Annotated in this window: 18 protein-coding genes; 9 read left to right on the top strand and 9 right to left on the bottom strand. The window is 71.6% G+C overall.

Going from position 1 to position 22,894, the window contains the following annotated elements:
- Positions 1-18: 18 nt before the first annotated feature.
- Complete coding sequence (locus ACFZCY_RS25600; protein WP_391177649.1) at positions 19-909, top strand: ABC transporter permease subunit; 891 nt, start codon at positions 19-21, stop codon at positions 907-909.
- Between the two features lie 58 nt (positions 910-967).
- Entirely contained in the window at positions 968-1,858 is an 891-nt protein-coding gene (locus tag ACFZCY_RS25595) for an ABC transporter permease subunit (RefSeq protein WP_391177645.1), read from the top strand.
- A gap of 3 nt (positions 1,859-1,861) precedes the next feature.
- Here ACFZCY_RS25595 and ACFZCY_RS25590 read toward each other — a convergent pair whose 3' ends face one another.
- From ACFZCY_RS25590 to ACFZCY_RS25565, 6 genes are all read right to left on the bottom strand, one after another.
- On the bottom strand, positions 1,862-2,941 hold the full coding sequence (locus ACFZCY_RS25590) for a substrate-binding domain-containing protein (RefSeq protein WP_391177643.1): 1,080 nt from the start codon (positions 2,939-2,941) through the stop codon (positions 1,862-1,864).
- A gap of 54 nt (positions 2,942-2,995) precedes the next feature.
- Entirely contained in the window at positions 2,996-3,910 is a 915-nt protein-coding gene (locus tag ACFZCY_RS25585; RefSeq protein ID WP_391177642.1) for an ABC transporter permease subunit, read from the bottom strand.
- Entirely contained in the window at positions 3,910-4,794 is an 885-nt protein-coding gene (locus ACFZCY_RS25580; protein WP_391177639.1) for an ABC transporter permease subunit, read from the bottom strand. Before ACFZCY_RS25580 ends, ACFZCY_RS25585 begins: the two co-directional genes overlap by 1 nt.
- Before the next feature lie 8 nt (positions 4,795-4,802).
- The gene (locus ACFZCY_RS25575; RefSeq protein ID WP_391177637.1) at positions 4,803-6,143 is read right to left on the bottom strand and encodes an extracellular solute-binding protein; all 1,341 of its coding nucleotides are present in this window, start codon (positions 6,141-6,143) and stop codon (positions 4,803-4,805) included.
- Between the two features lie 204 nt (positions 6,144-6,347).
- Positions 6,348-7,436: a substrate-binding domain-containing protein gene (locus ACFZCY_RS25570; protein WP_391177632.1), complete on the bottom strand. Its 1,089-nt coding sequence runs from the start codon at positions 7,434-7,436 to the stop codon at positions 6,348-6,350.
- 121 nt (positions 7,437-7,557) lie between these two features.
- Positions 7,558-8,571: an NAD(P)-dependent oxidoreductase gene (locus ACFZCY_RS25565; protein ID WP_391177631.1), complete on the bottom strand. Its 1,014-nt coding sequence runs from the start codon at positions 8,569-8,571 to the stop codon at positions 7,558-7,560.
- 217 nt (positions 8,572-8,788) lie between these two features.
- Between ACFZCY_RS25565 and ACFZCY_RS25560 the strand changes: the two genes are divergently transcribed.
- The 4 genes from ACFZCY_RS25560 (at position 8,789) to ACFZCY_RS25545 (ending at position 16,265) form a co-directional block, all read left to right on the top strand.
- Positions 8,789-10,324, top strand: coding sequence for a glycosyl hydrolase family 28 protein (locus ACFZCY_RS25560; RefSeq protein WP_391177627.1), 1,536 nt, complete (start codon positions 8,789-8,791; stop codon positions 10,322-10,324).
- Positions 10,321-13,662, top strand: coding sequence for an alginate lyase family protein (locus ACFZCY_RS25555; protein ID WP_391177625.1), 3,342 nt, complete (start codon positions 10,321-10,323; stop codon positions 13,660-13,662). The genes ACFZCY_RS25560 and ACFZCY_RS25555 overlap by 4 nt, the downstream gene beginning before the upstream one ends.
- Positions 13,659-14,915 carry an alginate lyase family protein gene (locus ACFZCY_RS25550; RefSeq protein ID WP_391177623.1) on the top strand — a complete coding sequence of 419 codons (1,257 nt, stop codon included), beginning with the start codon at positions 13,659-13,661 and terminating at the stop codon, positions 14,913-14,915. Before ACFZCY_RS25555 ends, ACFZCY_RS25550 begins: the two co-directional genes overlap by 4 nt.
- Positions 14,916-15,059: 144 nt before the next feature.
- On the top strand, positions 15,060-16,265 hold the full coding sequence (locus ACFZCY_RS25545) for an alpha/beta hydrolase fold domain-containing protein (protein ID WP_391177620.1): 1,206 nt from the start codon (positions 15,060-15,062) through the stop codon (positions 16,263-16,265).
- Positions 16,266-16,301: 36 nt separating this feature from the next.
- Here ACFZCY_RS25545 and ACFZCY_RS25540 read toward each other — a convergent pair whose 3' ends face one another.
- On the bottom strand, positions 16,302-17,276 hold the full coding sequence (locus ACFZCY_RS25540) for a LysR substrate-binding domain-containing protein (protein ID WP_391177618.1): 975 nt from the start codon (positions 17,274-17,276) through the stop codon (positions 16,302-16,304).
- Between the two features lie 110 nt (positions 17,277-17,386).
- Here ACFZCY_RS25540 and ACFZCY_RS25535 point away from each other — a divergent pair, with 110 nt between their 5' ends.
- Together ACFZCY_RS25535 and ACFZCY_RS25530 are read left to right on the top strand one after the other, a co-directional pair.
- Complete coding sequence (locus ACFZCY_RS25535) at positions 17,387-18,013, top strand: LysE family transporter (protein ID WP_391177614.1); 627 nt, start codon at positions 17,387-17,389, stop codon at positions 18,011-18,013.
- Between the two features lie 52 nt (positions 18,014-18,065).
- On the top strand, positions 18,066-18,854 hold the full coding sequence (locus tag ACFZCY_RS25530) for an alpha/beta fold hydrolase (RefSeq protein ID WP_391177612.1): 789 nt from the start codon (positions 18,066-18,068) through the stop codon (positions 18,852-18,854).
- Positions 18,855-18,996: 142 nt separating this feature from the next.
- On the opposite strand, the gene ACFZCY_RS25525 is transcribed toward ACFZCY_RS25530, so the two are convergent.
- The gene (locus tag ACFZCY_RS25525) at positions 18,997-20,505 is read right to left on the bottom strand and encodes a cryptochrome/photolyase family protein (protein ID WP_391177609.1); all 1,509 of its coding nucleotides are present in this window, start codon (positions 20,503-20,505) and stop codon (positions 18,997-18,999) included.
- 217 nt (positions 20,506-20,722) lie between these two features.
- On the opposite strand from ACFZCY_RS25525, the gene ACFZCY_RS25520 reads away from it, so the two are divergent.
- Positions 20,723-21,742: a DUF5954 family protein gene (locus ACFZCY_RS25520; protein WP_391177606.1), complete on the top strand. Its 1,020-nt coding sequence runs from the start codon at positions 20,723-20,725 to the stop codon at positions 21,740-21,742.
- 12 nt (positions 21,743-21,754) lie between these two features.
- Here ACFZCY_RS25520 and ACFZCY_RS25515 read toward each other — a convergent pair whose 3' ends face one another.
- Entirely contained in the window at positions 21,755-22,633 is an 879-nt protein-coding gene (locus ACFZCY_RS25515) for a short-chain dehydrogenase/reductase (RefSeq protein WP_391177603.1), read from the bottom strand.
- Between the last annotated feature and the right edge of the window lie 261 nt (positions 22,634-22,894).

The following is a 22,894-nucleotide window of genomic DNA, read 5'->3' as shown; positions in this document are numbered from 1 at the left end:
ACGGAAAGGAGCATCGTCATGACGTCCGTCCCCACCCCCTCGCGGCGGGCCGCGTCCGGGTCCGGGTGGCTCTTCGCCACCCCCTTCCTGGTGTTCTTCGGCCTCTTCCTCGTCGTGCCGCTCGGTATCGGCCTGTGGATGAGCCTCACCGACGCGAGCCTGACCGGCTCCGGTGGCAGCGCCTTCGTCGGCCTGGACAACTACACCGAGGCGCTCGGCGACAGTCAGGTGTGGCAGACCCTCGGCAACACGGTCTGGTTCACCATCCTGTCCACCGTCCCCCTCGTACTCATCGCCCTGGTGATGGCCCTGCTGGTGTACACGGGGATGCCGGGGCAGTGGCTGTGGCGGCTGTCCTTCTTCACCTCGCATCTGCTGCCGGTCGCGGTGGTCTACCAGATCTGGAACATGCTGTACCAGCCGGACCGGGGGATGCTCAACGGGCTGCTGAACGCGGTCGGGCTCGACGGGATCGGCTGGCTGACGGACGAGAAGTACGCGATGTGGTCCATGGCGCTGGTCACCCTGTGGTGGACGGTGGGCTTCAACTTCCTGCTCTACCTGGCCGCGCTGCAGGCCATCCCCGACCACCTCTACGAAGCGGCCGCGCTCGACGGCGCCGGGGCGTGGCGCCGGCTGTGGTCGGTCACGCTGCCGCAGCTGCGCCGGACCACCGGGATGATCGCCGTGTTGCAGGTGATGGCGTCGCTGAAGGTGTTCGACCAGATCTACCTGCTGACCAGGGGCGGCCCCGACGGGACCACCCGGCCGATCCTGGAGTACATCTACGACACCGGCTTCACCAACTACCGGCTGGGCTACGCCTCGGCGATCTCGTACGTGTTCTTCGGAGTCATCATCATCCTCTCGCTCGCCCAGTTGAAGATCTCCTCGCGCAGGGAGGACTGATCGCGCCATGGCCCCCGACACACTCTCACCCCGTACACCGGGAAAGAGGCGCTCGACCATGCCCCGGGAGGTGGCCCGGCGGCGCCGCCACGGCGGCGGCCGGGCCTGGCACCCCACGCTCGGCACCGGGCCCCTCCCCCGCGTGGTGACCCTGCTGGCGCTTGCACTGATGGCGGTGGCCTGGCTGGTGCCGTTCGGCTGGGGCGTGGACACGTCGTTCAAGTCGGAGGTCGACGCGAGCGCGTCGGGCGTCGACTGGCTCCCCGACGCGGGCTTCACCCTCGACGCCTACCGGACCATCTTCGGCCAGGGCAATCTCCCGGTGTGGGCGGTGAACAGCGTGGTGATCGCCGTGTGCGTCACGGCGATCACCGTGGCCGTCTCGGCGATGGCGGCGTACGCCTTCTCGCGCACCCTCTTCCGTGGCCGCCGGGTGGTCTTCGCCGTCACCGTGGCCTCGATCATGGTGCCGCCGCAGATCCTGATCGTGCCGCTGTTCCGGCAGATGCTCGCCATGAACCTCGTCGACACCTACGCTGCGGTGATCCTGCCGCAGGTGGTGGCGCCCGCGATGGTGTTCATCCTGAAGAAGTTCTTCGACGGCATTCCGCGCGAGCTGGAGGAGGCGGCCCGGATCGACGGGGCGGGCAGCTTCCGGGTGTTCTGGAACGTGGTCATGCCGCTGTCCCGGCCGATCCTGGCCGCGGTGGCGATCTTCGTCTTCATCAACACCTGGAACAACTTCCTCTGGCCGTTCATCAGCACCAGCGATCCTCAGCTGATGACGCTTCCGGTGGGGCTGTCGACCGTGAAGGACTCCACCGGGCTGCGGAACGCCCAGGAGTCCGCCGCCTCGGTCCTCGGCTCCCTGCCGCTGCTGATCGTCTTCATGCTGTTCCAGCGCCGCATCGTGAAGTCGGTGGCCACCACCGGCCTGGGAGGTCAGTAACCCTCAGGCGCCGCCCTCGGTGGACTCGCGGGTGCACAGCGTGTGCCCGACGACGACCCCCTGGGGCGGCCGGCCCGGCGCGTCGATCCGCTCCAGCAACAGGCTGACGGCGTGCCGGGCGATCGCGCCCTTGTCGGGTGCGACGGTGCTCAGGCTGGGCGTGCTGTAGCGGGTGGCCTCGATGTCGTCGAAGCCCATCACGGCCACGTCCTCGGGGACCCGCAGCCCACGCTCGTACAGGGTGCGCAGCGCGCCGAGGGCCAGCGCGTCGTTGAAGCAGAACACGGCGTCCGGTGGTTCGGGCTCGTCCAGCAGCGCGTCCATGGCCCGTGCGCCCTCCCGCAGGTGGTAGCGGGGGGTCTCGCGCTCCAGCCGGGGGTCCAGCGGCAGCCCGGCCGCCTCCAGCGCCTGGCGGTAGCCGGTCCTGCGCAGCAGGGGTGTGCCGAGGTACGGCTCGGGCCGCGGGCCGACGACGGCGATCCGGCGGCGGCCGCCGCGGATCAGATGGGTCACCGCCTCCCGGGCGGCGGCCACGTTGTCGATGACCACGTGATCGGTGAGGCCGCCGCTGGGGCGTTCGCCGATGAGCACGAGCGGCACCGCGCCGAGATGGCTCGCGAGGGCGCTGCCGTGCGGGGCGAGCGGGCTGACCACCAGGCCGTCCACGAGCTGGTCGCCGAGGCCGTGGACGACGGACGCCTCCCGGTCCCGGTCGCCGAGGGTCTGCTCGATGAGCAGGGTGCGGCCGTGTTCCTCGGCCGTGGTGAGGAAGTGGCGCCCCAGCTCGGCGAAGTACGGGACGTCCAGCTCCGGCAGTACCAGCGCGATCATGCCGGTGCTGCCGCGGCGCAGATTGCGGGCGGCCCGGTTGGGCCGGTAGCCGAGCTGCCGGATGGCCCGCTGCACCCGCTCCCGGGTCGCGGGCGACACATGGACGAAGCCGTTGATGACGTTCGACACGGTCTTCGGGGAGACCCCGGCGAGCGCCGCCACATCCTTGACGGTGGCGCTCCGGGCCGCGCCCGCACGCGTCTCGCCCGGTGACGCCTCACTCTTCGCGGTCTGCTGGTTGGCGGCGGTCACCGGGCGATCCTAGGCGCTGCCGGTGGCGCACGGCACTCCGCCGGGGCGCCACGGTCACTTGAGGGCGCCCAGGGTGACGCCGGTGCGCCAGTAGCGGCGCATCGCGGTCATCATGACGGCCAGCGGCACGATGGACAGCAGCGCGCCGGTCAGCACGAGGCTGGTCAGATCGATGCCGGACTCCAGCCGCTTGCCGGTCCAGTTGTACAGGCCCAGGTTGAGGGTCCAGTTCTCCTCGCCGCGCAGCACGGTCAGCGGCAGGAAGAAGGCATTCCAGGTGTTGACGAAGGCGAGCAGGAACACCGTGGCGCCACCGGTGACCATCATCCGCAGCACGATGCTGAAGAAGATCCGCAGCTCCCCGGCGCCGTCCAGCCGGGCCGCCTCCAGCAGTTCGAAGGGGACCGTGGACTCGGTGTAGACCTTGGCCAGGTACACGCTGAACGGGTTGATCAGACACGGGACGAGCATGGCCCAGGGGGTGTCGACCAGTCCGATGGACGAGAACAGCAGATACAGCGGGAGGGTGAGCAGGGCGATCGGGATCAGGAAGGAGCCCACGACGCACGCGAACACCACGCCGCGCCCGGGGAAGTCGAAGCGGGCGAGGCCGTATCCGGTGGCGAGCGCGATGAGGGTGCCGCCCAGGGAGCCCACCCCGGCGTACAGGAACGAGTTGGCGGTCCAGCGCAGGAAGATGCCGTGGTCGTAGGTGACCAGCTGACGCAGGTTGTCCCACAGGTGCATGCCGGAGAACCACAGGCCGCCGGACTGGTACAGCCCGGTGCGGTCCTTGGTGGCGGCCACGATCAGCCACCACACCGGGAAGAGGCTGTACCCGCCGGCCAGGATCAGGCCGAGCAGCAGGAAGCGCTGGCCGCCCCGCCCGCGCGCGGCGGCGTCGGGGCGGGCGAGCCGCCGCACGGTGCGCGCCCCGGGCCGCTCGGTGGCGGATTCCGTCATCAGCATCAGTCGGTCTCCTTCGAGGTCAGCCGGTAGAAGAGGAAGGAGGCCACGCCGAGGACGAGGGCGAGCAGCACCGACAGGGCCGCGGCGTAGTGGTAGTCGCCCGCGTTGAACGCCTGGTTGTAGACGATCATGATGGGGGTGAAGCTGTCGCTGACCGTCTGCGGTGTGACGTTCCGGAACAGCGCGGGCTCGTTGAAGATCTGGAGCATCTGGATGATGGAGAGCATGCCGGTCAGCACCAGCGCGCCGCGCACATGCGGAATCTTGATGCTCAGCGCGATGCGCGTCTCGGAGGCGCCGTCCAGCCGCGCGGCCTCGAACAGCTCGCGGGGTACCGCCTGGAGCGCCGCGTAGATGATCACCATGTTGTAGCCGATGCCGTGCCAGGTCAGCAGGTTGCCGATGGACGGCCAGACCATCGAGGGCGCGAAGAAGTTCCAGGAGAGCCCGAAGACCTTGCCGAGCGAGGTCAGCGGGCCGACCTCGGGGCTGTAGAGGTTGATCCATACGATGGCGGCCACCACCCCGGGGATCATGTACGGGATCAGCAGCAGCATCCGGAACCGGCTCGCCGCCCGCGCGGTGAGCGCGTCCAGGCACAGGGCGAGCAACAGGCTGATGACCAGCATCACCGGGATCTGGACACACGCGAACAGGACCACTCGCAGGACGGAGGACAGGAACGCCGGGTCGGTCAGGCCGTGCCGGTAGTTGTCCAGTCCGGCGAACGTCACCGTGGCGCCCCCGAGTCCGAGTCCGGACCGCTGCTCCCGGAACAGGGACTGGTGGACCGCGTAGCCGATCGGGATGAGGTAGAGGAAGACGAAGCCGAGCTGGAAGGGCACCGTGAAGGCGGCTCCCTTCCAGCGCTGGGAGCGGATCATGCGGGCCCTCAGCCCTTGACGCCGATGCCGCGGGACTTCAGGTCCGCCACCGTCCACTTCTGCATATGGGCCAGCAGGTCGGTGACCTTCTGCTGCTTGTTCATGACCTTGGCCCAGCCGGTCTGCAGTTCGGTGAACATCGCGGTCCAGTCCGGACCGAAGACCCAGTCGGTGGTGACGGTGTTCAGACTGTTGGTGACCACCTTCTTGCCCGGCTCGTAGTTCTTCCCGAGCAGCTTGGCGGAGAGCGACTTCTCGACGTACGACGCGCTGTCGGCCAGCGCGGGCATCACACCGTTGCCGGTCTCGGGGCTCGCCAGGGTGGACACGGCGCCGGTGTCGGTGGACATCCACAGCGCCGCCTCCGCGGCCTGCTCCTGGTGCTCGCACTCCTTGGTCACCAGGGTCAGCCCGCCGCTCTGGTTGGTACCGGCCGGTGTCCTGGCGGGCTCGCCCGGGAAGGCGGGCCACGGCGACAGCGCCCACCGGCCGTTCGACTTCGTGAAGTTCTGGACCATGCCGGCCATCTGCCAGGTGGAGATCTGCCGGGTCGCGGTGCGGCCGTTGTCGTAGTTGCGCTGGACCGCCGCGTAGTCGGCGAAGGAGAGCGAGGAGTTCAGATCGTTGTCGATGATTTCCTGGATCACCTTCGCCGCCTTGAGGCTGCCGGAGTCCTGGAAGTTCACCCGCCAGGCGTCGCCGTCGATGGCGTACCAGTGCGCCCCGGCCTGCATCGCGAGGACTTCGAGGGTGCTCGGGTCCTCCCCCGCGTAGTTGGTGATGCGAATGCCGTGCTTCTTCAGCACCTTGCCGGCGGCGATGAAGTCGTCCCAGGTTGCGGGGGCTTTGAGGCCATACTTGCGGAAGATGTCGGTGCGATAGATGGTGAAGGCGGGCGCGGAGCTGGTGGGAACGCCGTAGACCTTGCCCTGCACCCCGGCGCCCGCCCACGCACCGGGGTTGAACTTCTTCTTCGCGGACCCCACGTACCGGGTGATGTCGGCGAGCACGCCCTGCGAGACCAGGGTGGTCACGTATTCGGCGGTGTTCTGCACCAGACAGGGGGCGTTGCCCGCCTTGACGGCGTTGGTCAGCTGCTTCTGCATCGTCAGCTGGTCGGTGACCTTGGTGTATTCGAGCTTGATGTTCCGGTGGCTCGCGTTGAACGCCTTGACGACGGCCTCCTGGCCGTTGGCCCAGCCCCAGTAGGGGAGGGTGACCGGGCCGGAGTCCCCGGAGGACCCGGGGTCCCCGGAGCCGGATCCGCCGCAGGCGGAGAGCAGACCTGTCAGCGCGAGACCCGCGACGGCGGCGCGGGCGAACCTTCTCCGGGGCAGGGTGAAGTTCATCTGACCGTGATCCTTTGGATGTTGGCGTTCTCGGAACGCGAGGACGGCGGCTCGGTGATGGCCAGGATCGGCGGACGGAGGCCGAACGAGGGAAAGCGGTAGTAACCGGTTGCTGTGGACGGTAGGCCGGTTGGTCCGCACTCGACAAGGGGCCGGACGCGGTGAGTTGGAGAAACCGTTTACGACAGTGGTACGTCGCGGTCGTCAGGAACGGCGGACCGGCGGCTGGACGGAGTTCCGTACGACGACATGGGTGCCCAGCACCAGATGGGCTCCGTCGCCGCCCGCGCGGCGGCCCGTGCCGCCCTCGCGCCGATCGGCCACCGCGCGCAGCGCGGCCCGCCCCATCTCCTCGTACGGCACATGAACGGTCGTCAGCTGCGGGGTGAGCTGGGAGGCCAGCGGAATGTCGTCGTAGCCGACGATCGAGACGTCCTCGGGGACCCTGAGCCCGGCGGCGCGCAGGGCCTGCATGGCACCCGCCGCGACCACATCGGTCCCCGCCAGCACCGCCGTGAAGTCCAGCTCGCGCCGCAGGCCCTCCTCGACCGCCTGATACCCGTGGCCGTAGTCGTACGGGCCGTGGAGCACCATGTCCGGGTCGAACGGGACGCCGTACGCCTCGAAGGCCCGCCGGGCGCCCCGCAACCGGCCCTGGGCCGTGGTGAGTTCGGCGTGTCCCGGCAGTACGAGGACCCGGCGGTGCCCGGCGGACAGCAGGTGGCTGGCCATGGCGTAGGCGCCGCCCTCGTTGTCGTAGTCGACCGTGGTGGCCGCCACGTCGCCCTCCAGCGGCGGCCTGCCGACCAGGACCAGGTGCGATCCGGCGGCGTCGAGGGAGCGGGCGAACCGGGCCATCCTCAGCTGGTATTCGTCGAAGTCGTACGCGCCGCCGAGCAGGACCACCGCGGCGACGCCCTGCTGCCGCATGAGGTTGACCAGCGCGAGTTCCCGCTCCGGGTCGTCTCCGGTGGTGCCGACCAGCGAGAGCCAGCCGCGCAGCGTGGCCGCGCCCTCGACTCCCTTGGCCACGTGGGCGAAGGCGGCGCCGGTGATGTTGTTGATGAGGATGGCCACGGTGGGCGTGCCGCCGCCGGCCAGTGAGCGGGCGTGGGCGTTGGTGACGTAGTCCAGGTCCCGTACGACCTTCATCACCCGGCGGCGCAGCTCGTCCGACACGGGGTAGTTGCCGGACAGGACGCGCGAGACGCTGGCGACGGAGACGCCCGCGCGCTCCGCCACGTCGCGGATGGTGGCCCGTCCGGCGCCGCCCGACGCCTTGCGCTCGCTCACCGTAGCGACTCCTTCACCGTAGCGACTTCCCCACCGGCCCGGGCCGGGTCCCGTGGCTTGCGCCGGTGCGGGAAACCGTATCCCATCGTTACTCCCCTCAGGTGGGCCGCCGGGGCGGCCTTCAGGCGACGCGGGCCAGATCCGCATGCCGCACCTCGTGGGCCAACGGCAGCCCCGCCGCCACGCGTTCCAGCTCCTCGGCGACGACGCGGCCGAGGCGGGCCAGCTCGTTGCCGAGCGAACCGGCGATGTGCGGGGTGAGGAAGACGTTGGGGAGCGTGTACAGCGGGGAAGCGGCGGGCGGTGGTTCGGGGTCGGTGACGTCCAGCACCGCGCTGAGGCGGCCCGCGACCAGCTCGTCGGTGAGGGCGTGCGTGTCGACCAGCGCGCCCCGGGAGGTGTTGATCAGCACGCCGCCGTCCCGGATGAGGGCGAGCCGCTTGCGGTCCAGCATGCGGTGGGTCTCGGGGATGTCGGGGGCGTGCAGGCTCACGATGTCGCTGCGGCGCAGCAGGTCCTCCAGGGGCAGCGGTTCGGCGCCGAGCGCGGCGGCCTCGACGGCGTCCACGTAGGGGTCGTACAGCGAGACGGCGAAGTCGAAGGGCCGCAGCAGTTCCAGCAGCCGGCGGCCCACGCGTGAGGCGCCGATGACGCCGACCCGGCGGCCGAGGTTGCCGATGGCCGCGGTCTGGGCGGGGGACGGATGGGTGTGGGTGTCGCGGAAGCGTTCACGGTGCGCGAAGGCGTCCTTGCCCGCGAGCAGGATCATGGCGAGGGTGTATTCCGCGACCGGCAGCGCGTTGCCGGTGACCGCGCTGGACACGGTGATCCCGCCGTCCCACAGGGCATCCCCGATCAGCGAGCGGACCGAGCCCGCCGCGTGCAGGACGGTGCGCAGCCGGGGCGCCGCGGCGAGGGTGCCGGCGTCGAGGCGGGGACAGCCCCAGCCGGTGATCAGTACGTCGGCCCGGGCCAGCGCGGGGGCGGCGGCGGGGTCGCTGAGGTCCCGTACGACGAGGGCGGTGTCGATCTCGGCCACCTGCCGCAGCCGCTCCATGAGCGGTGGCGGGAAGAGCAGGGGCAGGTGCACCGGGTCCATGGCGAACACGGCTCTCGGCGGCTGGGCAGTGGGCATGACTCTCCTGGGGCGCCGGGGAAACGGTTTCAGAAAGCGCCTTCTAACGTAGATCTGACGGGAAGGCGGGTCAATCGGCAGGCCGTACGTCGCCGAGGGCGACCGATCCTTTCGAAAGTGCACCCAGACCCTTGACTCCGTTTCCGGACAGGGCCGAAGCTCTGCCCACGTGGCCGCAGTAACCGGTTTCCGTTTTCCACTGCGCAGGGAGTCAGCCATGAACCCACCCTTGTCCCGCCGCGCCACCCTTCAGGCGGCAGGTGCCGGCGTCCTCGCCGCGGGCCTGACCGGCCCCACCGCCAGGGCCGCCACACCCGCCACGTCCACCACATCCACCCGGGGCGGGGGCCCGGCAACGCTCGTCACGTATCCGGTGCCGGCGGGAGCCCCCGTGAAGAGCGACAGCTTCACCGTCAAGGTCCGCAATCCGGGCGGCAGATGGCGCAGGCTCGGGACCTATCTGGCCACACTGAACCTGGTCGACACCACCACCGGCAGCGGCCGGCAGCAGAACTCGACGCTCGCGTACTTCGACTTCTCGGGCACCGTCGACATCGAGGTGACCCGCCTCAAGGGCGGCGTCGGCACGGTGCGGATCCGGCCCGACTCGTACGGCATCACCCCCCGGGTACGCGGCAACACGGCCCGGTTCCGGCTCACCGAGCCGCGCAACCTCATCGTCCAGGTCGACGACGAGATCTTCGACTGTCTGCATCTGCTCGCCCGCCCCCTGGAGACGGACCGCCCCGCCGCGGACGATCCGGACGTCCTCCACTTCGGCCCCGGAGTGCACACCACCCCCGGCGGCACCCTGACCGTGCCGTCCGGCAAGACCGTCCATCTGGACGGCGGTGCCGTCCTGAAGTCCCGGGTGATCTTCAAGGACGTCGAGAACGCGGGGCTCACCGGGCGCGGTGTCATCCACGCGGCGCCCGGCGGCGGCGCCACCGTGGAGGGGTCGAAGAACATCACCATCGGCGCCGTGACGATGCTCAACCCGGGCGGATACGCCGTCACCGTCGGCGAGTCCGAGCACATCACCCTCAGCGGCATGGCCGCCTTCAGCTCCAAGGGCAACGGCGACGGCATCGATGTCTTCTCCAGCTCCGACGTCACGATCGACGGGGTCTTCATGCGCAACGCCGACGACTGCGTGGCCATCTACGCCCACCGCTGGGACTACTACGGCGACACCCGGAACATCACCGTCAAGAACTCCACCCTGTGGGCGGACGTCGCCCATCCCATCAACGTGGGCACGCACGGCAACACCGACGCGCCCGAGGTCCTGGAGAACCTGACCTTCAGCAACCTCGACATCTGCGACCACCGCGAACCCCAGACGGGCTACCAGGGCTGTATCGCCCTCAACCCCGGCGACAGCAACCTCATCAGGAACGTGCGCGTCGACGGCGTCCGGGTCGAGGACTTCCGGCAGGGCCAGCTGATCCATATGCGGGTCATGTACAACACGAAGTACAACACCTCGGTCGGCCGCGGCATCGAGAACGTGTACATCAAGGACCTCAGCTACACCGGCACCCACGGCAGCCCGTGTCTGCTGCTCGGTTACGACGCCGAACACGCCATCAAAGACGTGACCTTCGAAAACCTCGTGGTGGGCGGCAGGACAATCGCCGACAGCATGAAGAAACCGGCCTGGTACCTGGCCGCGGACTTCGTTCCCATGCACGTGAACGAGCATGTGACGAACCTCAGGTTCCTCACCACCGCCGAGGCCACCGCGTCATGACCGCGCCGAACCGCCGGGGCTTCCTCGGCGGCGCCGCGGCCCTGGTGCTCGCCTCGGGCGGCCCGGCCATGAGCGGGGTGGCGCGTGCCGCGGGAAACCGCGGCGGCAGCCGGGCCTTCACCCACCCCGGGCTGCTGCACGGCGCCGCCGACCTGGCCCGGATGAAGGCCGCGGTCGCCGCCGGGGAATCCCCCGCCCACGACGGCTATCTGGCGCTCGCGGCAAGCCCCCGCGCGTCGTCCGCGTACACCGTGCGCAACACCGGCCAGATCACCTCCTGGGGCCGCGGTCCGGCACGTTTCATGAACGAGGCCGTCGCCGACTCCGCCGCCGCCTACCAGAACGCCCTCATGTGGTGTGTCACCGGCGACCGCGCCCACGCCGACACCGCCCGCGACATCCTGGACGCCTGGTCGGCGTCGCTCACCGCCGTCACCGGAGCGGACGGACCGCTCGGCGCCGGGCTGCAGGCGTTCCTGTTCGTCAACGCGGCCGAGCTGCTGCGGCACACCGGCTACGACGGCTGGGGCCCGGCGGCCATCGCGCGCTGCGAGGAGTCCTTTCTGCGCGTCTGGTATCCGGCAGTGTCCGGCTACATGCTCTACGCCAACGGCAACTGGGACCTCACGGCGATCCAGACCATCCTGGCCATCGGGGTGTTCTGCGAGGAACCGACGCTCTTCGAGGACGCGCTGCGGTTCGCCGCGGCAGGCGCGGGCAACGGCAGCGTCCGGCACCGCATCGTCACCGATGCGGGCCAGGGCCAGGAGAGCGGCCGTGACCAGGGCCATGAGCAGCTCGCGGTCGGCCTGCTCGGCAACGCCGCCCAGGTGGCCTGGAACCAGGGTGTCGACCTGTGGGGCTTCGACGGCAACCGGATCCTGGCGAACGTCGAGTACGCCGCCCGCTACAACCTCGGCGGCGACGTGCCCTTCTCCCCCGACCTGGACCGCACCGGCAAGTACCTCAGGACATCGGTGTCGGCCAAGGCGCGCGGCGCCCTGCCACCCCTTTACGAGATGGCGTACGCGCACTACGCGGGCGTACGCGGCCTCGACCTCCCGGACGCCCGGCGCGCGGTCTTCCGCGGCACCGGCGGCGCCCGCGCCGTCGAGGGCGGCAACGACGACCTGCCGGGCTGGGGCACGCTCACCTACGCCGGGGCGAAGGCAGCGCCCGCCGCGCCGACGGCGCCCGCCGGGCTCACCGCGACCGGCGCCCGCCACGCCGTCACCATGTCCTGGCTGCCGTCCGCGTGGGCGACCGGCTACACGGTGCGACGTGCCACCAGTCCCGACGGGCCGTACGAGCCGATCGCCTCCGGGATCGGGGCACCCGCGTACACGGACCGCGCCGTGCGCACCGGCCGGACCTACTACTACACGGTCAGCGCCGCCAACCGGCTTGGCATCAGCGGGAGTTCGGGCTGGGTGGCGGCGACGGCCGGGCTGCCCGGGCCCTGGTCGACCCGGGACGTGGGGGCACCGGCGGTCCCCGGCTCCGCCACCTTCGACGGTGAGCGCTTCGTCCTGGAGGCGGGCGGCAGCGCGGACATCTGCCGCCTGGTGCATCTGCCCCTGCACGGCGACGGCACGGTCACCGCGCGGATCGTGTGGCCGCTCAGCTCGCAGTACTCCACGATCGGCGTCACGGTCCGCGGCTCGCTCGCCCCGGACGCCCCGTACGCCGCGATGCTGATCCAGGGGCTGCCGCTGCACACCTGGAGCGGTGTGTGGACCGTACGGCCGTCGGCCGGGGCGCCCGTCTCGGCCACCGGCAGCACCCCCGTGCCACCGTCCCAGCGGCAGGCGATCACCACCGCCGCGGCGTTCCCCCTCTCCGACCTCGGCACCCTGCCCGCGTCGGCCACGCCACTGGAGGCCCCCTACGTCGAGGGCGCGGGCGACGGCTACCGGCTGCGGGCCCCGTGCTGGGTGCGGGTGACCCGCCGGGGCGGCCGCTGCACCGGCGCCATCTCGCCGGACGGCGTCCGGTGGACCGAGGTGGGCTCCACCGAGGTCCGGCTCGGGCGCACCGCGTACGCGGGCCTCGCCCTGACCTCCTGCCTGGGCGCCGGCGAGGCGTACGCCGAGACCGGCACCGGCGCCTTCGACAACGTCACCGTGACCTCCCCGGCCGGACCGCTGTGGACCGTGCCCCGCCCGGTGCGCACCGCCACGGACCTGCGGGCGCGGACCGCGGCCGACGCCGTCGAGCTGGCCTGGACCGATCCGGACCCCGCCGCCCGGTACACGGTGCTGCGGGCCGTACGCGCCCGGGGCCCGTACGAGACGGTCGCCGCCGGTGTCGGCCCGGTCGGCTTCGGCACCCGCGTGCGGTACGCGGACGCCACCGGGACACCCGGGTGGACGTACCACTACGCCGTCGCGAAGACGAACAGCGGCGGGCGCGGGCCGCGTTCATCGCCCGCGAGCGCCCGCATGCCCACGCCTTCGGTGCCTCGACTCACTTCCGCCGACACGGTGTTCGCGAACCGCGGTGTCCCGTTCCGCCATCTCCTGCGCGCCACGCACGAACCGGTGCGGTTCAGCGCGACCGGCCTGCCCGGGGGCTTGCGCATCGACGAGCGCACCGGGTGGATCTCCGGACGGCCGTCGGCGACCGGCACGTTCACGGTCGCCACCGGCGCGGGCAACGCGGCCGGGACCGCCACCGGCACCCTCACGCTCGACGTCGGCACACCGCCGCCCGCGCCCTGGTCGTACGGCGACCTCGGCGATGTGATCCTCGACGAGCGCCCCTTCGGGACGTACGGCGTGGTGGCCGTCCCCACACCCGGGAGCACCGCGTACGACGCGGGGACGTTCACCGTGCGCGGCGCCGGGACCGATCTCACCGTCAACGGCCAGGGGATGACGGGCCAGTTCGTGCGCAGGGACGTCAGCGGGGACTGCGAGATCACCGCCCGGCTGGTGTCGCGGACCGGTGCCACGGCCGCCGACCGGGTCGGGCTGCTGATGGCCAAGTCCCTGTCGCCGTTCGACCAGGCGGCCGGGGCGATCGTCACCGGCGGGACCACCGGGCAGCTCATGCTGCGCCCGGTCGTGGCGGGCGCGTCCGCCTTCACCGGCTCCGCCCACCTCACACTGCCCTGCCTGCTGCGGCTGAGGCGCACCGGGAGCGTCTTCGCCGCGGCCGCGTCCACCGACGACGGCACCACCTGGACGCCGCTGGCCGAGGGCGCCGTCCCCGGCTTCGGTGACGCCCCGTACCACGTGGGCCTCGTGGTCTGCTCCCGCGACCCGCTGGCCCGGACCACCACGCGATTCGACCGCGTGCACCTCACCCCCACCCAGAGCGGAGACCCCCAGCGATGAGCCGCGAACACTCCCCCACGCCACCGCCCGCGCACCGCCCGACCCGCCGCGCCCTGCTGCGGTCCGCGGGCGGCCTCACCGCCGCCCTCGCCACCGGTGCCGGGGTGGCCGCCGCCACCGGCGGCAGCGCGGGCGCCGCGCCCGCCGCCTTCACCCACCCGGGCATGCTGCACGCCTACGGCGAACTCAACCGCGCCAAGGTACGGGTCGCCGCGGGCACCGAACCGTGGCTGTCCGGGTGGAACCGCCTGACCGCCAACCGCCACTCCGCGAGCACCTGGGTTCCCAACCCGCAGAAGACCATCATCCGCGGCGGGACCGGCGAGAACTACGGCATCCTCTACAACGACATCCACGCCGCCTACCAGAACGCCCTGCGCTGGAAGATCGCGGGCACCACCGCGAACGGCGACACCGCCGTCAAGATCCTCAACGCCTGGTCGGCCACCCTCACCACGCTCACCGGCAACGCGGACCGCTTCCTGGCCGCCGGACTCTACGGCTACCAGTTCGCCAACGCCGCCGAACTCATGCGCGGCTACGGCGGATTCGACCTCGGCCGCTTCCAGACGATGATGCGGAACGTGTTCTACCCGCTCAACAACCAGTTCCTCACCGGCCACAACGACGCCTGCGTCACCAACTACTGGGCCAACTGGGACCTGTGCACCATGAACTCGATCCTCGCCATCGGGATCCTGTGCGACGACGCCGCCAAGTACGACCAGGCCGTCACCTACTTCAAGAGCGGCGCGGGCAACGGCTCCATCCGCCACGCCGTCCCGTATCTGTACGACAACGTCGACGGCTACGCCCTCGGCCAGTGGCAGGAGTCCGGCCGGGACCAGGGCCACACCATGATGGGCATGGGCCAGCTGGGCGCCTTCTGCGAAATGGCCTGGTCCCAGGGCGACGACCTGTACGGCTACGACGGCAACCGCTTCATGAAAGCCGCCCAGTACGTCGCCAAGTACAACCTCGGCCACGATGTGCCCTTCACCACCTACACCTGGGGCACCGGCCAGAACTGCGCCCAGCAGTCGCACACCGTGATCTCCGCCGCGAGCCGGGGCCAGGTCCGGCCGGTCTGGGACCTGCTGTACTACCACTACGGCCGCCGGCGCGGCCTGGACGTGCCGTACATCAAGGCCATCGCCGAGAGCGTCCGCCCCGAGGGCGGCGGCGGTGACTACGGCTCGACCAGCGGCGGCTTCGACCAGACCGGCTTCGGCACCCTGCTGTACGCCAAGTAGCCACCTGCGCCGGGACCCGGCCCGGCCACCCTCGTGGCCGGTCCGGTTCACCTCGTGGCTACCCTGAATCCCCGAGCTGGGCCCTCCTCACTGCTGACGGCGCCTGAGCCACACCGACGACAGCGAACAGGAGAACGGCCCGACATGAACGCCCGTGTCCGCATCCCCTCCCCCGGCGCCCTGCCCCGCTGGGCGCGCCGCACGGCGCTCGCCCTGGGGCTGGTGGCCTCGGGGCTGGCGGCGCTCGTCACCCTCGGTGCGATCATCCCGGCCGTTCCCGTGCTCGGGTACTACGCGACCACCTGGGTCGGGCCCCGGCCGCTGTGGTACGTGGTCTTCGGCCTGGTCATCGCCGCGGGCGCGGTGGTGGCGTGGCGGCGCGGGAAGCGCAGAACGACGGTGTGGACGACCGTCACCTCGGCGGTCACCGCCATCGGCGCGGCCACCGTGCTGATCACCCAGCTGCTCTACGCCCACTCCCAGAACGTGCCGCTGTCCGCCGCCGACGTGCTGGCCGTCGACCAGCCCACGGCGCCGCCGGACCATGTGATCGCCTACGACCGGGTCGAGGGCCGCACGCTCAAGGCCGGGCTGTGGGCGCCGCGCGCGGCACACCGCCAAGGGGACAAGCCCATGGTGATATGGATCCACGGCGGCGGATTCGCCACCGGCAGCAGGGACCAGCGGGCGGGCGACTACCGCTGGCTCGCGAACCACGGCTACCCCGTCCTGTCCATCGACTACCGGCTCACACCGCCACCGCGCTGGAAGGACGCCTCCGACGACGTCGTCTGCGCCATGTCCCGGCTGGCCAGGATGGCCCGCCCGTACGGCGTCGACACCTCCCGCACCGTGCTGGTGGGCGGCTCCGCGGGCGGAAGCCTCGCGTTGAACGTCGCGTACGGGCTGAAAAGCGGCCACATCGCCAGTAGCTGCACCGCGCTGCTGCCCGCCCCGCCGGTCGCCGTCGCCGGGTTCTACCCCGCCTCGGACCTCAAGGGCACCTGGCAGGACAACGGCCTCATGGGCTTCGGCCGCGAGATCACCGAGGCCTACACCGGCGGCACCCCGGCCCAGCACCCCGAGCGCTACCGCTACGCCTCCGCCACCAGCCGTGTCCGGCCCGGCCTGATGCCGTCCCTCCTGGTCACCGGCGCCTCCGACCACCTCATCCGGCAGTCCCGGGTCCGCGGGCTCGCCGACCGGCTGCGGCAGGCACACGACCCGGTGCGGTTCAACGCCATCCCCTACAGCGACCACGCCTTCGACGACACGTACCACAGCATCGCCGGCGCGGTCGGCCGCAACCTCCTCCTGCGCTTCCTGAACGGCACGGCACCCGGCGCCTGAGCGCGAGGTCCTGCCGGACCAGTCCGCGGGGGCTTTTCAGGCTCCGTGCGGTGAGTTCGATGAGCGTTGTTCTTCTTGCAGGGGAGCCTCCCAGGTGGCGGTGATGTCGCGGGCGACATCACGTAGGAGGTCGATGAGCATGTCCGCGAGTGGTGTGAGGCCGGCGTCGGTCCTGGTCACGGCGTAGAGCTGGCGGTAGGGCCTGGGGTGGGCCAGTTCGCGATGGGTGGTGCCGGGCGCGTGGGCCAGGGCCAGGCGCGAGACCAGGGCCACGGCGATGCCTGTGCCGACGAGGGCCTGGGCGACGTCGTAGGACTCGGTCTCGAACCGCACCGTGGGAGTGAAGCCGGCCTCGCGGGCAGCGTCGTGGAACTGTTCGCGGGCGGCATGGCCGGCCAGGATGGAAACCCACGACTCGTCGCGCAGTTGTTCCAGGTGAAGTTCGGTGTCCGCGGGCTGCCCGGTGGCCAGTGGATGGTCATCGGGGAGAACCACGACCATCGGGTCCAACAGGAGCGAGTGGGCCCGTACGTGTGGGGGCGGCGCGAGCGGCGTGCCCCAGGACGCGACGATGGCCACGTCCAGGCGCCCCGCGCTGATCTCGTCCGCTCCACGTCCGGACACCACGTCCATGACGGAGACGTCGGCGTCCGGATGGCGGTGTCGCAGAGTCGTCAGGGCCGGTGGCAGCAGGTGCAGGGCAGCCGCCTGGAACGTCCCGATCCGCAGACGGAGCGAGAGGTGGCCGAGCAGTGCGGCCAGTTCCGCCTCGGCCCTGTCCGATGCATCCTCCACAGTGCGGCCGTGGGAGGCGAGCAGCGCACCGGCGGCGGTCAGCGTCGCTCCGCGAGGACCACGGATGACCAGGGGCACCTGCCAGTCGCGCTCGGCCTTGGCCACCTGCTGGGTGACCGCCGCGGGCGTGAGCTGGAGTGCGTGTGCCGCCGCCGTCAGGGAACCGTGCCGCTCGATCAACGCGAGAAGCCGCAGCTGTCCCGGATCCACCACCATTCACCAATCCTAACGCTGCACCCTTCTCTTTTAACTTCTCTTAGGGGCGCGGGGCAGGAAGCCTGGTGGTGCACCCATCGGCCGCCATCCCCGGAAGGGGTTCTTTTCCCATGCCCACGCATGTGCCCGTTTTCATCGTCACCACCTTGCTGCTGGCGATGCTGCCAGGCGCGAGTCAAGCCCTGATGATCCGGCAGGTTCTGGAAGGCGGCCAACGGACGCTCCGAGGCACGCTCGCGGGCAATGCCAGCGGCTTCCTGCTGTGGTCCACGGCCGCCGCGGCCGGGCTGTCCGCCGTCCTGCTGGCCAGCCCCACCGCGTACGCGGTGCTCCGGGTCGCAGGCGGCATCGTGCTGATGATCCTCGGGGTGAAGACGCTACGGACCGCGCTCACCACCACCGTCTCCACCCGCCCGCCCGGCGAGGGCGGGCGCAGCACCGGCTTCGCGGGCGGATATCTCACCGGCCTGATCACCAACCTCGGCAACCCCAAAGCGGGCGTGTTCGCCGTCTCGGTGCTGCCCCAGTTCGTGACCGCGAAAGGCCCGGTGTTCCTGTCAACCGTCGCTCTGGGAGCCCTGTGGGCGCTCGTCAGCGCCTCCTGGTACATGTTGCTCACCTGGGCCGTCAGCCGAGGGCGCGCCCTGGTATCGCAGCCGACCGTCCTGCGGGGACTCAGCGTGACCACCGGCGTCGTCCTGCTGGGGCTGGGGGCCGCGGTGGCAGCAGGTGTCTGAGGGCCGGGGCCCCGCGGGTACTCTGCCCGACGGCACGGGAGCGAGGAAGTTGATGACGTACGCCATGACACCGGACGGAACCCGCATCGCCTACCAGCTCCAGGGCCAGGGGGCGCCGCTGGTCCTGCTGGCGGGCCAGGCCAACAACCACCACTGGTGGGATGCGGTTCGTGCCGACTTCCATCCCGCGCGCAGCACCCTCACGCTCGACTACCGCGGCACCGGCGACAGCGACAAGCCCGACACCCCCTACAGCACCGAACTGTTCGCCCAGGACGTCATCGCCGTCCTCGACGAACTCGGCATCGACCGGGCCGACGTCTACGGCACGTCCATGGGCGGACGAGTGGCCCAGCAGATCGCGGCCCGCCACCCTCACCGGGTAGGCGCCCTGGTTCTCGGCTGCACCTCACCCGGCGGCCCGCACAGCGTCGAACGCGGCAACGACGTCCGCCGAGCCCTGACGCAACCTCAGCCCGGAGCCGCGCGACAGGCCCTGCTGGAGCTGATGTACACCCCTCGATGGCTCGCCTCCCACCCCGGCCCGCACCACACCCTCGGCGACCCTCGCATGCCTGCCCACGCCCGGCGCCACCACCTCGTCGCCAGCAACCAGCACAACGCCTGGGACCTCCTGCCGGACATCAGCGCCCCCACCCTGGTCGTCCACGGAAGCGACGACCTGCTCAACCCCACCGCCAACGCACCCCTGCTCGCCGACCGCATCCCCGACGCCCGACTGCACCTGATCCCCCATGGCCGGCACGCCTACTTCGAGGAGTGCCGCACCCACGCCGGCCCCCTCGTCCTGGACTTCCTCACCACCGCGCACAAGCCGTAAAGGGATCACGCCACCCGCCGGGCCGCGTACGGCGGACTCGACCAGCTCGCGGACGCGCGCGGCGGGGACGGTGACGCCGGGGGCTTGCGCGGCCCAGGCCAACCACTCCGCCGGGGCGCCGGATGCCGGGCGACGGCGGCGCTCAGGGCGCGGCGTCGCCCCGCTCCGTGGCCCGTGCGAGCACTTCCGGCAGATCGTTCAGCCGGTCCAGCCCCCGGATGGCCCGGACCATGCGGTGGTTCCCGGACAGGCGCCCCCGGTGGCGGTGCAGAAAGGACCAGTAGCCGGTGGTGTACGGGCAGGCCCGCTCACCGGCCCGGTCGCCGGGACGGTAGGCGCAGGGTCCGCACAGGTCGCTCATCCTGTTGATGTACGCCCCGCCCGAGGTGTACGGCTTGGTGGTCATGAGCCCGCCGTCGGCGTACTGCGACATGCCGACGACGTTCGGCAGCATCACCCAGTCGTATCCGTCGACGAAGCAGCGGTGGAACCAGTCGGTGACCGCCGCCGGGTCCCAGCCGTCCTGCAGCGCGCGGCTGCCGAGCACCATCAGCCGGGGGATGTGGTGGGTCCACCCGGTGTCCCGGACCTGGGCCAGCACCGTGGACAGGCAGCGCGCGGTCACCGCGTCGGCGTCCAGCTCCAGGAACCAGCCGGGCAGCGGGGCGGTGTGCCCCAGGGCGTTGCGGCCGCGGTAGTCCTCGCCGAAGTGCCAGTACAGATGCCACACGTACTCCCGCCAGCCGGCGATCTGCCGTACGAATCCCTCGACGCCGGCCAGCGGCGCGGCGCCCTCGCGCCACGCGCGCTCCGCGCGGTCCACGCACTCGGCCGGATGCAGCAGCCCGAGGTTCAGCGGAGCCGACAGCCGGCTGTGGCACATGACCGGGTCGGCCGCGAGCATCGCGTCCTCGTACGGCCCGAAGCAGGACAGCCGGTGGGTGACGAAGTGACGCAGTGAGGCCAGCGCCTCACGCCGGGTCGCGGGAAAGCGCCGCGGGCCGTCCCGGCCGACGAAGGAGACCGTGCCCTCGCGTTCCCAGCGGTCCAGGTCATGCCGCACCCGGTCGTCGATCTCGTCCTCGTCGGGGCGCCAGGGCCCGGTGGCGTCGAGGGTCCGGGCCCCGCGCGGCGGCGGTTCGCGGTTCCGGTCGTCGAAGTTCCACCGGCCCCCGGCGGGCTCGTCGCCCTCCATCAGCAGGTCGTGTCCGCGGCGCACCCAGCGGTAGAAGTCCTCCATCAGCAGCCGCCCCCGGGCGTGCTCCCCGGCCCATGAGGCGAAGTCCGCCATCGTCACCAGGAAGCCCTTCGCGGGCAGCACCTCGACCCGGTCGAGCGATCCGGCCAGCTCCAGCGCCCGCCGGGAGGTCGGATGGCACACCGTCACCCGGTCCCGGCCCGCGGCCTCGGCCAGCCCCTCGCGGTAGGTCCGGGCCCGGACGTACCGCACCCGGTCACCGAGTTCGGCCGCCCGGTGCCGCATCGCCGACAGCAGCAGATGCGCCTTGGCCCGGTGGAAGCGGCGGCGGCTCAGCACCGACCGCGCCTCGATCATGATCAGTGGGGCCTGGGCGTCGGGGCCGTGGTGGCGGTGGTCGGCGAAGTGCGGGCCGAGCTGATCGCCGAAGAGCCAGTGCTGATGTGCCGCCATCGTTCGAACGCCTCTCCGCGGACACCGGTATGTCAGGCTATGCGCCGCGGCCGTCCCGCCTGCCCAACGACGCGCCACGCACCGCGCCGCCGAACGCCCGGCGACCGGCGACCGCCCGGCGACCGGTGGACAGACAGTAGTGACATCGGATTTAAGGCTTTTGATCACTTGAGGCGTTCCCGCCCGAATGCTGCCAGGGAGCCTCGACAATGTGCCCATGGCCGAACACTGGAAGCGAAAGCTGGACCGGCTCCACGCGGATCTGGTGCGGCGCGACGACCCCGCCGAATGGGTGACCGAAGCCGACGCCGTGGACGCGTCCTCCCGCTATCCGCATCTCGCACTCCGCGGTCCCGTCTTCGGCCTGGCCATACAGGACCCCGCCGCCGGGGCGCACTGGCGGCTGGTGAAGCCCGTGACCAGCGGCGCGCCCCAGGAGGTCCGGGACGAACTGAACTCGCTCCTGTGGTTCAGGGCCAAGGACGACACCGACGACGCCGCCACCCGTCGCAAGCTGCTGGCGGCGGTCGCCCGGCTCGAGAAGGAGCCGCTCAACGAGATGACCGTGCTCGGCGTCCGCTACCGGATCGTGCGCGGGGACGAGTTCGCCCGCACCGGCGAGCACAATCTGGAGCCGCCGCGGCCCACCGACCCGGAACCGTCCCTCATCTCCTGGGACGGACGGCACGAGGCGCGGTCGCCCGACACCGGGTTCGTCCTGGACCCCGAGCGGGACGGGGCCGGGCTGATGGCGAGCGCCATGAAGCTGGCGCTGGCCACCTTCGCCTACACCGGACCGCGGTTCCCCGCCGTCGTGCGCAAGCACTCCGAGCGGGCCGTCACCACTCATCCCGACATCATCCTGCTGCCCGTCGGCTTCGGCGTGGCCGAGCGCTCCGGGCAGCAGTGGCGGCCGCAGGGCGCCCTGATGCCGACCCCGCACGACGCGCGGCGGCTGCTCTACCAGGGCATGGCCGAAATGTGGCCGCTGCTCTACGAGTACAGCGAGGCCAAGCGAGCGGTGTACGCGCGGGCCGCCGAGGAATTCCGGCGCGCCCGCCGGGCCGACGAAGCCCAGGTGGAGGGCCGCCTGTTCCGGATCTGCCGCATCGAGCGGATGGTGCGCAGCGGCCCCGACGGGCCGGAACCGCCACGCCCCTCGGACCTCGACAACTACGGGCCCATGAAGATGCACCCGACCATGGACGAGCACGGCACCATCCTCGACAGCGGCTGACCCCACCGCGTTTCACCCTTCGGCGGCCGCTTGGTCCGCGCGGCCCCCGGCCCCGAGAAGTCCGGTCGCCTCGAAGCGGGTCCGCTCGGCCAGCCGGGGCAGCTCCCGCGCGGAGAACCAGGTGACCAGCGGCGGCAGCAGCGGGCGGACCGGCTGGGCGATGCGCAGCCAGGGCGGTGCGTAGACGGTGGCGGCGCGGCGCTCGACGGCGGTCACCATGCGTGCGGCCACCGTGGCGGCGGGGTGGACACGTCGGGCCGGTGGCGGCATATGGGCACGCAGTTCCCTCAGCACCCCGTACCGGTCCGCGTCGCGGATCATGTCGGTGGCGGTCCAGCTCAGATAGCCGACGCCCACCGCGACCCCTTGGTGGGCGAGTTCGGCGCGCAGGGACTGGGCGAAGGACTCGGCGCCCGCTTTCGAGGCGCAGTACGCGCTCATCATGGGCGCGGAGCCGAAGGCGGCCGTGGAGGCGATCTGGAGGAAGTAGCCGCGGGTGGCGAGCAGACCGGGCAGAAAGGCGCGGGCGGTGTTGGCGCTGCCGATGAGGTTCACCTCGATGACGCGCCGCCAGGTGGCCGGGGGCGACTCCCCGAAGGGCCCGCCCTCGGCCACGCCCGCGTTGGCGACGACGACCGACGGTGTGCCGACGCGGTCGTGGATCTGCCCGGCCACCCGGGTCATCGCCGCGTCGTCGGCCACGTCCGCCGCGTAGCAGTGGGTTTCCGTGGGCAGCGAGTCGGCCACCCGCGCGAGGGTTTCCTCTTCCCGGCCGAGGAGGACGACGCGTGCGCCGCGCCCGGCGAGTTCCCGGACCATGGCCGCGCCCAGTCCGCGGGCGGCACCGGTCACGACGGCGAGGCGTCCGGTCAGGGGGCTGGGGTTCCGCACGGGGCGCTCCGGGGCAGCTGGTCGTCGAGGCGGGGCTCAGCCGACCGTACGGGCTCGGCCCCGGCCCCGGCCGGACCACCGCCGTGGCCGCCGGGCGGCGGCACCTGTTCGGCGGTGGCCCGTCCCCCGCCGGTGACCCCCGCCGGTGACCCCCGCCGGTGGCCGGGCATGGCCACCGGCGGGGCCCCGTCGGGTGTCGCGCGGTAACCCCCCGGCGGGTCCGGCCCGCCGGGTCAGGCCCACCGGGTCAGGCCCACCGGG

Origin of the sequence: Streptomyces sp. NPDC007983 (assembly GCF_042958345.1) — a bacterium.
Taxonomy (GTDB): Bacteria; Actinomycetota; Actinomycetes; order Streptomycetales; family Streptomycetaceae; genus Streptomyces.
Note: the sequence above shows the minus strand (reverse complement) of the source record. Positions and strands in the feature narration are given on the sequence as shown.

Coding starts and splice junctions, on each gene's coding strand:
- ACFZCY_RS25600 (WP_391177649.1), top strand. CDS start 19: ATGACGTCCGTCCCCACCCCCTCGCGGCGGGCCGCGTCCGGGTCCGGG.
- ACFZCY_RS25595 (WP_391177645.1), top strand. CDS start 968: ATGCCCCGGGAGGTGGCCCGGCGGCGCCGCCACGGCGGCGGCCGGGCC.
- ACFZCY_RS25585 (WP_391177642.1), bottom strand. CDS start 3,910: ATGCTGATGACGGAATCCGCCACCGAGCGGCCCGGGGCGCGCACCGTG.
- ACFZCY_RS25580 (WP_391177639.1), bottom strand. CDS start 4,794: ATGATCCGCTCCCAGCGCTGGAAGGGAGCCGCCTTCACGGTGCCCTTC.
- ACFZCY_RS25575 (WP_391177637.1), bottom strand. CDS start 6,143: ATGAACTTCACCCTGCCCCGGAGAAGGTTCGCCCGCGCCGCCGTCGCG.
- ACFZCY_RS25565 (WP_391177631.1), bottom strand. CDS start 8,571: ATGCCCACTGCCCAGCCGCCGAGAGCCGTGTTCGCCATGGACCCGGTG.
- ACFZCY_RS25560 (WP_391177627.1), top strand. CDS start 8,789: ATGAACCCACCCTTGTCCCGCCGCGCCACCCTTCAGGCGGCAGGTGCC.
- ACFZCY_RS25555 (WP_391177625.1), top strand. CDS start 10,321: ATGACCGCGCCGAACCGCCGGGGCTTCCTCGGCGGCGCCGCGGCCCTG.
- ACFZCY_RS25550 (WP_391177623.1), top strand. CDS start 13,659: ATGAGCCGCGAACACTCCCCCACGCCACCGCCCGCGCACCGCCCGACC.
- ACFZCY_RS25545 (WP_391177620.1), top strand. CDS start 15,060: ATGAACGCCCGTGTCCGCATCCCCTCCCCCGGCGCCCTGCCCCGCTGG.
- ACFZCY_RS25540 (WP_391177618.1), bottom strand. CDS start 17,276: ATGGTGGTGGATCCGGGACAGCTGCGGCTTCTCGCGTTGATCGAGCGG.
- ACFZCY_RS25535 (WP_391177614.1), top strand. CDS start 17,387: ATGCCCACGCATGTGCCCGTTTTCATCGTCACCACCTTGCTGCTGGCG.
- ACFZCY_RS25530 (WP_391177612.1), top strand. CDS start 18,066: ATGACGTACGCCATGACACCGGACGGAACCCGCATCGCCTACCAGCTC.
- ACFZCY_RS25525 (WP_391177609.1), bottom strand. CDS start 20,505: ATGGCGGCACATCAGCACTGGCTCTTCGGCGATCAGCTCGGCCCGCAC.
- ACFZCY_RS25520 (WP_391177606.1), top strand. CDS start 20,723: ATGGCCGAACACTGGAAGCGAAAGCTGGACCGGCTCCACGCGGATCTG.